Annotated in this window: 14 protein-coding genes; 2 read left to right on the top strand and 12 right to left on the bottom strand. The window is 63.1% G+C overall.

Annotation, left to right across the window (positions count from 1 at the left end):
• Both ACFE70_RS10935 and ACFE70_RS10930 read left to right on the top strand, forming a co-directional pair.
• On the top strand, positions 1-256 hold a 256-nt coding region (locus ACFE70_RS10935; RefSeq protein WP_375417778.1), incomplete at its 5' end, for a hypothetical protein.
• A 160-nt stretch (positions 257-416) separates the two neighbouring features.
• Positions 417-950, top strand: a complete 534-nt coding sequence (locus ACFE70_RS10930) for a hypothetical protein (protein WP_375417777.1) — start codon at positions 417-419, stop codon at positions 948-950.
• Positions 951-986: 36 nt separating this feature from the next.
• On the opposite strand, the gene ACFE70_RS10925 is transcribed toward ACFE70_RS10930, so the two are convergent.
• The 12 genes from ACFE70_RS10925 to ACFE70_RS10870 form a co-directional block, all read right to left on the bottom strand.
• Positions 987-1,661 carry a 3-oxoacid CoA-transferase subunit B gene (locus ACFE70_RS10925; RefSeq protein WP_375417776.1) on the bottom strand — a complete coding sequence of 225 codons (675 nt, stop codon included), beginning with the start codon at positions 1,659-1,661 and terminating at the stop codon, positions 987-989.
• 141 nt (positions 1,662-1,802) lie between these two features.
• The gene (locus ACFE70_RS10920) at positions 1,803-3,167 is read right to left on the bottom strand and encodes a serine hydrolase domain-containing protein (protein WP_375417775.1); all 1,365 of its coding nucleotides are present in this window, start codon (positions 3,165-3,167) and stop codon (positions 1,803-1,805) included.
• Positions 3,168-3,263: 96 nt separating this feature from the next.
• Positions 3,264-3,959, bottom strand: coding sequence for a CoA transferase subunit A (locus ACFE70_RS10915; RefSeq protein WP_375417774.1), 696 nt, complete (start codon positions 3,957-3,959; stop codon positions 3,264-3,266).
• A gap of 124 nt (positions 3,960-4,083) precedes the next feature.
• Complete coding sequence (locus ACFE70_RS10910) at positions 4,084-5,277, bottom strand: carboxypeptidase-like regulatory domain-containing protein (protein ID WP_375417773.1); 1,194 nt, start codon at positions 5,275-5,277, stop codon at positions 4,084-4,086.
• Between the two features lie 100 nt (positions 5,278-5,377).
• On the bottom strand, positions 5,378-6,640 hold the full coding sequence (locus ACFE70_RS10905; protein WP_375417772.1) for a carboxypeptidase-like regulatory domain-containing protein: 1,263 nt from the start codon (positions 6,638-6,640) through the stop codon (positions 5,378-5,380).
• A 36-nt stretch (positions 6,641-6,676) separates the two neighbouring features.
• On the bottom strand, positions 6,677-7,627 hold the full coding sequence (locus tag ACFE70_RS10900; protein ID WP_375417771.1) for a bifunctional riboflavin kinase/FAD synthetase: 951 nt from the start codon (positions 7,625-7,627) through the stop codon (positions 6,677-6,679).
• Between the two features lie 83 nt (positions 7,628-7,710).
• Positions 7,711-8,556 carry a tRNA pseudouridine(55) synthase TruB gene (gene truB, locus ACFE70_RS10895; protein ID WP_375417770.1) on the bottom strand — a complete coding sequence of 282 codons (846 nt, stop codon included), beginning with the start codon at positions 8,554-8,556 and terminating at the stop codon, positions 7,711-7,713.
• Positions 8,557-8,654: 98 nt separating this feature from the next.
• Positions 8,655-9,485, bottom strand: a complete 831-nt coding sequence (locus ACFE70_RS10890; protein ID WP_375417769.1) for an undecaprenyl-diphosphate phosphatase — start codon at positions 9,483-9,485, stop codon at positions 8,655-8,657.
• The gene (locus tag ACFE70_RS10885; protein ID WP_375417768.1) at positions 9,486-9,833 is read right to left on the bottom strand and encodes a DUF3098 domain-containing protein; all 348 of its coding nucleotides are present in this window, start codon (positions 9,831-9,833) and stop codon (positions 9,486-9,488) included.
• A 157-nt stretch (positions 9,834-9,990) separates the two neighbouring features.
• Positions 9,991-10,893, bottom strand: a complete 903-nt coding sequence (locus ACFE70_RS10880) for a cell division protein FtsX (protein ID WP_375417767.1) — start codon at positions 10,891-10,893, stop codon at positions 9,991-9,993.
• Positions 10,894-10,955: 62 nt separating this feature from the next.
• Positions 10,956-11,876, bottom strand: coding sequence for a prolipoprotein diacylglyceryl transferase (gene lgt / locus ACFE70_RS10875; protein WP_375417766.1), 921 nt, complete (start codon positions 11,874-11,876; stop codon positions 10,956-10,958).
• Between the two features lie 140 nt (positions 11,877-12,016).
• The gene (locus tag ACFE70_RS10870; protein WP_375417765.1) at positions 12,017-12,313 is read right to left on the bottom strand and encodes a hypothetical protein; all 297 of its coding nucleotides are present in this window, start codon (positions 12,311-12,313) and stop codon (positions 12,017-12,019) included.
• Positions 12,314-12,315 lie beyond the last annotated feature (2 nt).

Raw genomic sequence — 12,315 nt, 5'->3', positions numbered from 1 at the left:
CTTGCCAGTTGACTTTAGCACAGAAACCGTGAACATTGCTGTGCAGTATCGTTCAACAGAAGAGTTCTACCATAAGGGCACAATAACCAGAGATGACACCAAAGAGAGCAACACCACTGGTCCGGGACCATATACCTACACGCCAGCAGCGTCGTGGGTTTATAATGGCGTTTTCGACAGGGGTATCTTCTTTTTCGGAGGACATTATCCTATCACGGATGCAATCGAGTTTCGGATTATCGGAGAAAACATCTGAATTTATTCGTAGGGTCTTAAACAAGCAGGTCAAGGCTTCTTGGCCTGCTTGTTTTTTTATGACGGTAACATTCGTGTTATCGGTAAGCTCGATGTGTCTAGCACAAGCTCAAAAAATTGAGTTGAGCATATCCCCCTCTGTGCGTGCACGAAGTACAATTATGAATTTCTTCAACTTGAGAGGAGTTCGGAGTAATACTTATGTTCCGTACAGTTACGAGCGCAACCTTCAGGCTGTTGGGATAGGACCGAAAATAGAATTAGGCAATAGTTTGAGAATAAGCTACACGCCGTTTGTGAGGTATGGGTATATGTATAGTGAGTGGGGTGGCAGCACAGGTCCGATTAGTATAGACAGGAAAGGTGTCATACTAGACCAGGAATTCTGGCTGGCCAAGCAGTTGAATCACGCCATGCCAAAGTGGTATAAGCCAAGCGCACTTGCAATAGGCTGGGGTATTGTAAATACTGGAAAGAGGGTATACATTGATAACGGACCAGTTAAACAGTTCTTTCGAGTGGAATTAAACACTTTGGACCTGGCCGTCTCCTTTGCCTCTAAGAGCAACAAGCTGGAGTATACTGTTGCTTCGCATTATCTGTACGATGGATTCGCGACCAACCGCACAGACAAATTCATCGCCTACTCGGTCACAGCAGGTTACAAGTTGTTCCCGTTCAAGGGCGATAAATGAGAGTGTAAAAAATTACCTTCGTAATCACTACTTGCCCTACACGCCCCGCATCTCCGGCACACCGTCCTGCGACACTTCCAGCCGCCCGGCGGTGGCGGCCTGAATCTGCTCGACGCTCACGCCCGGCGCCCGCTCCAGCAGCAGGAAGCCGCCGCCGGCTTCGGGCGGCAGCACCTGAATCACGGCCAGCTCGGTCACGATTTTCTTCACGCAGCGCAGGCCCGTGAGGGGCAGGGTGCACTCCTTCAATAGCTTGCTGGAGCCGTCGCGGGCTACGTGCTGCATAGCCACGATGATGTTTTTAGCCGAGGCTACCAAATCCATCGCCCCGCCCATGCCCTTCACCATCTTGCCCGGAATCTTCCAGTTGGCGATGTCGCCCATTTCGGATACTTCCATCGCGCCGAGCACGGTCAAATCCACGTGCTCGCCGCGAATCATGGCGAACGAGTCGGCCGAGGAGAAGATAGACGAGCCGGGCAGCGTGGTGACGGTCTGCTTGCCGGCGTTGATGAGGTCGGCATCCACTTCCTCTTCCGTGGGAAAGGGGCCCATGCCGAGCAGGCCGTTTTCGGACTGCAATTCGACATTGATGCCGGCCGGGATGTAGTTGGCCACCAGGGTCGGGATGCCAATGCCAAGGTTGACGTAGGCGCCGTCGCGCAGCTCCTGGGCGATGCGCCGGGCAATGCCGTGTTTGTCGAGGACCACAGATTTAACGGATTTTAACGGATGAAACGGATTATTTGGGGGCCCGCTTTCTGGACTGGCGGCCTAGCAGAACGACACTAGAACGACACTGCGAACACTGCGGCTTTAACCCTGCGAGACACTGCGTGAAACAGCAGCCGCTCATTTCGCCAGTGCCTCATAGACTGCCACTTTGAACTTATCGTCGAGGTCGTTGCCGGTGGTGTTGGGGTATTTCTGGGTGTAAATCAGGGCGACCAGTTTCTCTTTGGGGTCGACCCAGTAGGTGGTGCCGAAGATGCCGCCCCACTCAAAGGAGCCCGGTGACAAGCCCGGCGGCCGGGCGCTCTGGGCCGTGGTGAGGCTAAAGCCGAGGCCGAACTTGTTGGTGCCCTGGCTTAGCGCGCCGATTTGGTTTTCGGTCATCAGGGCCACAGTTTCGGCTTTCAGCAGGCGCCGGCCGCCGTGCGTGCCGCCCTGGCGCAGCATTTCGAGGAAGGCGGCATAGTCGCCGATGGTGGAGGAGAGACCGGCGCCGCCCGAAAAGTAGGTGCCGGCCGCCTTGGGGTAGTCCGGGCTCATGCCGTCCTGCGGGCGCATGGGCGCGGTCTTATGGTCCGCACTTTCGGTGTAGAGTTGCGCCAGTCGGCCTCGCTTGGTGGCGGGCAGGTAAAAATACGTGTCCTTCATGCCCAGCGGCGCAAACAGGCGGCGGCTCAGAAACTGGTCGAGCGGCTGGCCCGCGAGCACCTCAATCAGCCGGCCCAGCACGTCTACGCTCAGCCCATAGGTCCATTGCGCGCCCGGCTCGTGCAGGAGGGGTAGGGCGCCCAGCTTATCCATAGACTGAGCCAGCGAGCCGGCCGGTGTGCCGATGCCGCTCGGAATGCCCGCCTTGGCATAAATCGCCCGCGCCTCTTTGGTGCCAATGATGGGGTAGCTGATGCCCGAGGTGTGGGTCAGCAGCTGGCGGATGGTGATTTCACTTGTGGCTGGCGTCGTAGTGTAGGTCGAGTCCTGGGCGTTGAAAGTCGCCAGCACCTTAGGGTTGCGAAAGGCCGGCAGGTACTTGGAAATCGGGTCATCGAGCTGAAACTTGCCCTCCTCGTAGAGCAGCATTGCCCCCACGCTGGTCACGGCCTTGGTTTGGGAGGCGATGCGCACGATGGCGTCGGGCCGCAAGGGCGTTTGAGCGCCCACATCGTCCACGCCAAAGGCTTTGCGGTATATCACTTTGCCATCGCGCATCACTAGGGCAATGGCGCCGGGCACGCGGGTGTCGTCGCGGTAGCTTACGTTGCCGTCGGGCAGCACTTTCCCAATTATGCCGCGCCCGATGCTGACGGTCGTGTATTGCCGCAGCAACTGGTCGACCCGCGTCCAGTCCGTGAACTGGGTGGCCTTGGCCGCCGGAGGGGGGGTAGGGCGCCGGGCTGCCGGGGCGGCCACTTGCGCCCAGGCGCCCGCGCCGCCGTTGAATGCGCCCAGCGCCAGCAAAGCCAGCGAAAGCTGAAAAGTAGTTTTCATGGCTTTATCTATTCAAAGCAGGAAAGTCAAGGCATAAAAGCCGCGCTAAACCACCAATAATCTGTTCAATCCGTTGAAATCAGTTAAATCTGTGGTTCAGGTCCTGACGGTGCGCTGCTCGATGCGCTTTTCGTAATTCTGGCCCTCGAAGATGCGCTGCACGAAGATGCCGGGCGTGTGAATCTGGTTCGGGTCGAGCTGCCCGGCGGGGACTAACTCCTCAACTTCGGCCACCGTAATCTGGCCGGCGGTGGCCATCATGGGGTTGAAGTTGCGGGCCGTACCCTTATAAATCAGGTTGCCGGCCGTGTCGCCGCGCCAGGCCTTGACGAAGGCAAAATCAGCCTTGAGGCCGGTTTCGAGCAAATACATCTTGCCATTGAATTCGCGGCTTTCTTTTCCTACCCCCACCTCGGTGCCGAAGCCGGCCGGCGTGTAGAAGGCCGGGATGCCCGCCCCGCCGGCCCGGATGCGCTCGGCTAGCGTGCCCTGCGGAATCAATTCGACCTCCAACTCCCCGCTGAGCAGCTGCCGCTCAAACTCGGCGTTCTCACCCACGTAGCTCGCAATCATCTTGCGCACCTGCCGGGTTTGCAGCAGCCTGCCGATGCCGAAATCATCGACGCCGGCGTTGTTGCTGATGCAGGTCAGGTTTTTCACGCCGCGGCGCAGAATTTCCTGAATGGCATTCTCGGGGATGCCGCACAGGCCGAAGCCGCCGAGCATGAGCGTGAGGCCATCGGTGAGGCCGGCGAGGGCGGCGCGGGCGTCGGGGACTACTTTGTTTATCATGAGGGGGGTAGGGGCGGGGCGCAAAGTTGGCAGAGTTTGCCCAAACCTCCTGCGCTGGCTCGTAAGGCAAGCCATTTATGCCAAAAAAGCGCGCAAGCACCCCTAAGCCGGGCCCGGCCCCGAACTAGCGCACGGGCACGGCGGGCGGCTCGTAGTCCAGGGGCAGCATCTCGCCCACTTTCTCGAAGCCCCAGTAGTCTTCGCTGAGCGAGCCCAGCGGCACGACCAGCGCGCCAAACGACTGAATCTCGGCCTCCGGCAGCTGCAAATGCAGCACCGATTCCTGCTTTTCGGGGCGGAGGGAGGTGAAGTTGGGGCCCGGCAGGCGGTAGTTGGCATCCGGCTTTTCGCGCCCGTAGGTCACGGCCAGCAGGTCATGGAAGCGCAGCCAGACCCGGCCGCCGTCGGGGCCCGGCGCGGCCCGGCGCAGGCTGTCGGGGGGCAGCAGCGGCCGGAACAGGTAAGCCATCACGGGCGGCTGCTCCAGGATGCGGCGCACCGAGTCGGACAGGATGCCGGCCCCTACCCCCCCCGCCGCGTCCAACGCCCGCAGCCGCTCGACCGTCGCCGCCCGCCGTCGATTGACCACGCGCCGCAGCTTGCGCACCTCAAAGCCTTCCTCGGCCACGCGGCCCGCGTACACGCTGCGCAAAAAGTGCGGCAAGGAGCCCAGGTAGGCCTTTTGGCGGTTGGCGGCCCAGCGCCGCTGCTGCCCCGCGCTGCCGCCGGGCAGCTCCCGAAACGCCACCTGGCTCAGCAAAGTCAGGGTGCTTAGCTCGCCAAACTCAGCCTTGAAATCAAGCTGGTAAAACGTGAGCCGGTAGCCCAGGGCTGGGTTATCAACTTCCAGCGGGCGCGTGGCGATGGCCGAGAGCACATTTTGCTGGGGGTCGTAGCTCACCCGCACGTCGTCGGGGTTGCGCAGGCGGCACTGCCGGGCCAGCGTCGAGCTACCCAGAAACAGCTCCTTGAACTTCTGAAAATTGGCCTCCCGGTTTGGGTCGGGGCGCACCACCACTTCGGCCAGCTGCTGGGCGGCCGGCGCCACGGCGGGGTTGAAGGTGAGCGCGCCGCTGATACGAAGGGCCTGCCGGTAGAGCCGGTAGCCCACGTAGCTGACGCCCAGCTCGTACTGGCCCAGCGCGATGCCGGTGAGCTGGTAGCGCCCCGCGGCGTCGGTGGTGGTGCCGCGGCTGGTATTGGCCAGAAACACGCTGGCAAACGGCAGCGGCGCCCGCGTCACAGAATCAAGCACCTGCCCGCTGAGGGTGGCCAGACCTTGGTTTTGGGCCTGGCTGCTGAGGGGCAAAAGCAGCATGAGCAGCAAGCCGCAAAAGCACTGGCGGGTAGCTGTCAGGAGGCAACTTTGTCGGGTATTGCTCATGCGGGGGCCGGCACCGGACTAGCCGCTTGGTTGGTCAGGGGGTAGCGGGGCCGGCCGGCGTGGTGGTGGCGGCCGGCACGTAGTCATAGGGCAAAAACTCGCCGATTTTCTCGAAGCCCCAGTAGTCGCCGATGGCCACCTCCAGCGGGTTGAGCAGCGCGCCATCGGCCTGAAGCTCGGCCTCGCCGTCGGTATCCGTGAGTTGCAGCCTCGACACCTGGCGCTTGGCGGGCGCGGTGGCTGGCGCCGGCATGGGCGCCAGCGCCGGCCGGCCGTAGCGCGGGTCGGGCGTCTCGCCCAGGTAGGTCACCCGCAGCTCGTCGTGGAAGCGCAGGTAGGCGTGCTGCCCGTCGGGCGAAACCCGGCGCAGACTGTCGATGGAGCGGAACACGGGGAAGATGGTGGGCCGCGTGGCCGGCTCCCGCTCCCAGCGGGCCAGCGAGTCGCGCTCCGAGGCCGTGAGGTTGGCGCCGCCCGGCCGGCGCGCGAGCAGGGCGCGGCGCTGGCGCTCGGCGCGGGCGAAGCGGGGGTTGGTGCCCGGCCCCACCCGCTGGGTCAGGAAGCCCTCGGCCCGCAGGCGGTTGGTGTAGACGCTGCGCAGAAAGTGCATAAACGAGCCCCGGTAGGCCGTCGCGCGGTTGGTGGCCCAGAGCTGGCGCTGGCTTTCGTCACGCGGGGTCAGCTCCTGAAACACGGGTTCGCCGTAGTAGGTAATCGACTGCGCCTCATCGTCATAGGCGAAGTACAGCCCGTAGTATTTGAGGCGGTAGCCCAGCGCATCGTTGTCGATTTGCACGAATTCCCTGGCGCGGGCGGTCAGTTCCCTGGTCGAGTCGTCGTAGAAGACGCGCACCTGCTCGGGGTTGCTGATGCGGCACTGCTCCGAGAACGAGCTTTGGCCCAGCAGCATCTCGCTGAAGCGCTGAAACTCCTCGGGCTTGTTGGGGGCCGGCTGCACCACCACCTCGCCCAGCTGGTTGCCATTGGAGGCCAGGCGCAGCGTGAGCTGCTGCGGCGCCGCTGCCGCGCCCACCGTGACGCTCTGCTTGCTCAGCCGGTAGCCCACGTAGGAGCCCACCACGTCGTAGGTGCCCTTGGGCACGCGCTTGAACTCAAACTCGCCCTGCTCGGTGGTCGTCGTGCCCAGCGTGGTGTTGGCCAGAAACACGCTGGCGAAGGCCAGCGGCTCGTTCGTGGTCGAGTCCCGCACCACGCCGCTCAGGCGGCCCTGGGCCTGGGCCGCGCCCAAGGCCAGCAGCCAGCTGCAGGCCAGCAGAAATAGTCGTAAGTAGCTCATTATGATAAGTGATAAGGATAGAGATGCGCCCCCCGGCTAGGCCAGCGCGGCCCGCGTGTGCTCGGCATCCAACGCTAGTTGGGCCTTTAGCGCGTCCAGGCCGGCAAACTTTTCCTCGCCCCGCAGCCAGGCCACGAACTCCAGGGTCAGCTCCTGGCCGTAGAGGTCGGCGCTGAAATCCAGCAGGTTCACCTCGATGGTCTGCGCCAAATCCTTGCCAACTGTGGGCCGCACGCCGATGCTGAGCATGGCCGCGTGCCGCGTGCCGGCCGCCGTGGTGGCCCACACCGCGTAGATGCCGCGGGCCGGCACCAGCTTGAGCTTCTCCGTAAGCTCAATATTAGCAGTAGGATAGCCGATAGTCCGACCGAGCTTTTGCCCGTGGGCTACCACGCCGGTGAGGGGGTAGGGATAGCCGAGGTAGCGGGTAGCCGTGGCAATGTCGCCGGCCAGCAGCGCCCGCCGGATGCGGGTGCTGCTCACACCCACCGCGTCCACGTCCTCGCGCGGAATCTCCTCCACGCGCAGGCCGTAGCGGTCGGCGTGCTGGCTCAGGTAGTCGAAGCCGCCCTCGCGGTTTTTGCCGAAACGGTGGTCGTAGCCGATGACCAGCTGGCGGGCGCCCACGGTCTTTAGCAGCAGCTGCTGGATGTACTCTTCCGACGTCCAGGCGGCCAGCTCGCGGGTGAAGGGCACGATGAGCAGGTACTCGACGCCGAACGCCGCGAGCTTGGCAGTGCGCTCGTCCAAGGTGTTGAGCAACTGCAGGTCCAGCGGCGCGGCGTGCGTCAGGGGCGGACCCAGCACCAGGCGCGGGTGGGGCCAGTAGGTGATGACCACGGCCGGCCCGCCGCCGGGCGCCTGAGCCACTTCGCGCAGCCGGGCCAGAATGCGCTGGTGCCCGACGTGCACGCCATCGAAGGTGCCGCTGGTGACGACGGCGCCGGTGAGGACGGGAAATTGGGCCGGGTCGCGGATGACGTGCATGGGCGCCGGGGAAGCGAAAGGGGGTAGGGAATAGCGCCGCGCTCAGGGCCGGCTCAGGTGCCGCGAAGGTAGCAGCCGAGGCGTTAGCCGGCGTTTTCGGTGTCCGGGCCGGCGGCTTCGGCCGGGGCGGGGGGGGTAGGGAATCCGGCCGCTGCGCTTTGCTGGGCCGCGTAGTAGTCCAGCCCGGCGCGCGCCGCTGGCTGGCGCTCCTGGCGCGGGTGCCGGTCCCCCGCCTCAGCGCCGGCCGGGCGGGGCGGGGCCAGCGCCTGCACGGCGGCGAGCGTCAGCGCATCTTCGAGCCGAAACGCGCCGATGCGGGTGCGCACGAGGTGCGTGAGGTGGGCGCCGCAGCCGAGTGCCGCGCCCAGGTCGCGCGCCAGGCTGCGGATGTAAGTGCCTTTGGAGCACACCACCCGAAAATCAATTTCCGGTAAGGCAATTCGCGTCAGCTCGAACGTTTTGATTTCGACGGTTTTGCTTTTGATGACGGTTTCGGTTTCCCCTTTGCGGGCCAGCTCGTAGGCGCGCCGGCCGTCCACCTTCACGGCCGAAAACAGCGGTGGCGTCTGCTCGATGACGCCCAGAAAGCTGGCCGCGGCCGCTTCAATCTCGGCCGCCGTGAGATGGGCAAAGGGCTGCTCGGCGTCCACGGCCGTTTCCAGGTCGAAGCTGGGCGTGGTCTGGCCGAGGCGAAAGGTGCCGGCGTATTCTTTTTCCTGGGCCTGAATCAAGTCTATCTGTTTGGTTTTTTTGCCCGTGCAGAGGATGAGCAGGCCCGTGGCCAGCGGGTCGAGGGTGCCGGCGTGGCCAATTTTGGCAATGCGCAGCGCGTTTTTCACCTTGCGCACCACGTCGAACGAGGTCCAGGTCAGCGGCTTGTCGAGCAGCAGGATTTCGCCTTCGGCGAAGTGGAAGTCAGTCAGGTTCATGTAGGGTGCGGGGCTTGTCCCCGCCCGGCGTCCGCGCCAGTTAGATTACTAATTTAAGGCTGCTCGTTCACGTGGCGGGCGGGGACGAGCCCCGCGCCCTACACCAGCTGCAAGTTCAGCTTCAGAGCCAGCATGAGCAGCAGCAGGCCGCCGACGATGATGCGGTAGATGCCAAAAGCGCGGAAGCCATTCTTCGCCACGAAGCCCACGAACAGCCGGATGGCCAGCAGCGCCACCACGAAGGCCACGGCGTTGCCCACGGCCAGCTGCTTGATTTGCTCCGCCGAAAACAGGTTTCCCACGTCGATGCCGTGGGTTTTGGCTTCCTTGTAATAGTCGTAGAAGTCCTTCACGGAGGCGGCCAGCATGGTGGGCATGGCCAGGAAAAACGCAAACTCGGCCGCCGCCTGCCGGGTCAGGCGCTGGCTCAGGCCGCCGATGATGGTGGCGGCCGAGCGGCTCGTGCCGGGCACCACGGCCAGGCACTGAAACACGCCAATCACGAACGCCTGCCGGAAGCTCGGGTTGGTGACGGCCACCTCGTCGGCTTCGGCGTGCCGCTGCGGAAACCACCGGTCGATGAACAGCAGCACGATGCCGCCGAGCACGAGCATAAAGGCCACCACACCCACCGATTCGAGCAGCGCGTCGATGTATTTTTTCAGAAAAAACCCTACCCCCACGATAGGCAGAAAAGCCACCAGTAGCTTCAGATAGAAGTCAAAGCTCTGAAAAAACCGCCGCCAGTACACGGCAAGTACCGATAAAATGGCGCCGAGCTGCACCACGACGAGGTAGAGCTTGGTGAAATCAGTAATCGGGATGCCCAGCAGGGCCGAGGCCACAATCATGTGGCCGGTGCTGGAAACGGGCAAAAACTCGGTTAGTCCCTCGATGATGGCCAGAATGATGGCGTGCCAGTAGCTCATCTACAGCGGCTTGTAAGTCGGACGGGGGGTAGGGACCGGGGCCGGGGCGGCGGGCACAACGTCCGACATCGCAATGTTGACCGGCGCGCTGGCGCCCGCCGTGGCAGCGCCCGGCGTAGCGCTCGCCACCACGGCCGGGTCGCGGAGCATAATGGCGAAAAACTCCACGATGAATCCGATTACAAGTAGAATCGGTCCCAGCGTGATGCCCAGAAAACCCTCGCCGTAGTCGGCCGAGTCCAGGGTCATGGTGATGAAGCCGGCGGCGAGCACGACGAGGCCGAGCCACATGAGGCGGTAGTTGCGGGGGCCAAAGGCGGCGAAGCGGGCAGAGGTAGTGGGTTGCATAGAGCAGGATTCTTGTCAGGTAAAAATCGTCGGTCATGCTGAGCTTGCGAAGCATCCTCTCGCCGCCGAACGACGCAGTAATCAGAAATTAGTGTGCGTTCAAACGTGATAGGATGCTTCGCAGGCTCAGCATGACCGACGATTTTTACCTGACAGTTTAATACAAATCATCGAGCGACATTTTCAAGTACTTGTTCACGGCGCGCCAGGAGCTGAGAAAGCCAATGCCGGTGCCCAGGCCCAGGACGGCCAGCAGCAGGACGGCTAGTAGGCGGTCGTCGCGCAGCAGGCCCAATTCGGGGATGCTGAGGTAGGCGTATTGCAGCAGGGCCAGCAGCGCCAGGGCGGCCAGGATGCCGCTGGCCAGGCCCTGCCAGGTCGCGCGCCGCAGAAACGGCCGCTGGATATAGAAGCGCGTCGCGCCCACGAGTTGCATGGAGCGAATCAAAAAACGCTGCGAGAACAGGGCCAGCTTGATGGTATTGTTAATCAGGACCACGACCACGAACAGGAGCACGCCCGCGAAGCCCAGCAGCAGCAGGCTCAGCCGGGTCAGGTTCTGGTTGATGCTGGCGAACAGGTTTTGCGGGTACTGCACTTCAAACACACCGCGCTGGCCCTGGATGGCGCGCTCGAGTTGGTGCAGGTGCAGCGTGTCGGTGTGGGTCGGCCGCACCTTGAGCACGTAGGCGTCGCGCAGGGGGTTGTCGCCCAGAAACTGGCGGTAGTCTTCGCCGGTGCTTTGCAGCAGCTGCTGGGCGCCCTCCTCCTTGCTCACAAAGCGAATCTGGGGCTGGCCGTCGGCTTTTTCGGCCACGGCGGGCAGGCGGCCCAGGTCCTGTTGGAGGCGCAGCAGCTCGGTTTCGGGCAGCTCGCGGTCCAGGTACACCTGCACGTCGAGGTTCTGGCGCACCACGTCCGAGAGCTTGTGGGCGTGCAAAAGCAAGAGGCCGAACAAGCCGACCACAATCAGGGCCAGCGTGATGCTGAACACCACGAGCAGGGTAGGGTAGGACCCCAGCTTCTTCTTGCGGACGGGCGGACGGACGGCAGCGGACATGGGCGGCAAAGATACAGTCGTCCGTCAGCCTTTCTACAAGCTGACGGGAGCAGCTCCTACTCTCAGGCTGGGTTGCCGCGCTCCGCGCTACTGGCTAAGTCGCCTTGCCGTACTTGTTGGTCCTCTCGCCAGCTTAGGTCACGCGGAGCGTAGCCGTGCGGGTTACCAGCCTGTTTGCCGGCCCGCAGCAGTATCCAAATCCCCGCCAGCACTAAAGGAATGCTTAGCAGCTGGCCCATATTCAGCGGCAGCTCGTCTTCAAAACGTACCTGATTCTCTTTCAGGAATTCGATTAAAAAGCGAAACGAAAAGAGCAGCGTAACGAACAAGCCGACCAGCAGCCCGCGCGGCGTCTGCCGCTGGTACTGGCGCCAGAGCCCGTAAGACAAGCCAAACAGCAGCAGGTAAAACAGGGCTTCGTAAAGCTGGGTGGGGTGGCGCAGCTGGGTAGGAATGGTCGTCTGGAGGTGGTGAATCTGGTCGTAGCGGGCGAAGCGAAAGGCCCAGGGTACCGTGGTTTCGCGGCCGATAATCTCGGAATTCAGCAGATTTCCCAGCCGGATGCCCGCCAGGCCGGGGGCCACGACGACGGCGAGGCGGTCGAGCAGCCACAGGTAGTCGAATTTGTAGTTGCGGCTGAAAAGCCAGCTGGCCAGCAGGATGCCTACCGTCGCGCCGTGGCTGGCCAGCCCGGCCCAGGGGAAGGCAATAAAAATTTCCAGCGGGTGGCGCGAGAAATAGGCCCAATCGTAGAACAAGCAGTGGCCGAGGCGGGCGCCGAGCACGGTGGCGGGGATGAGGTACAGCGTGAGTCGGTCAACCCAGTCGGGGTTGACCTGTTCGGCCCGAAAGACGCGCCGCAGAATAAAAGCGCCAATCACAAAGCCAGACATAAACAGCAGGCCGTACCACGTCAGCTTGAAGAAGCCGAAATCATGAATCAGGGGCGACGCCCGCCACACGATGTGCCCGGATAAGAACATAGCGCCAGGAAAAAGATGGTTTGAAGCAGGCGGAAATGCCTGCGCTAGAATGCGCGTAGGGCGCATAGCAAAAAGCCCGCGCGGGCGCGCCGCAGCTGCCGCCACGGTACGGTCCTCAAAGCCAGTAGTCAGGCGCCGAACTACTTGCCGGCCGCCGAGGGGGTAGGGGAGAGTAGCCTGGCGGCTTCGCCGAGGCCTGAGGAGCCGGAAGTAGAATCGGCGTGCAGGATTACCGTCAGTAAGCCGACTATGGCGGCGTAAGCCGGCCGGTGCAGCCACCGGGGAGCGGCTACCCGCGGCGCCGGGGGCACTTCCGCCAGGCGGGCTTGCAGCCGCGTGTAGAAAAATGGCCGGGGCGGCGCTGCGGGCTGGTCGCGTAAGCGGTGCAGCAGTTCCTGCCAGGCCTGGTCGGCGGGCGATTCAGCGTTGTCGGACATGG

It is taken from the genome of uncultured Hymenobacter sp. (assembly GCF_964243305.1).
Classification (GTDB): Bacteria; Bacteroidota; Bacteroidia; order Cytophagales; family Hymenobacteraceae; genus Hymenobacter.
Note: the sequence above shows the minus strand (reverse complement) of the source record. Positions and strands in the feature narration are given on the sequence as shown.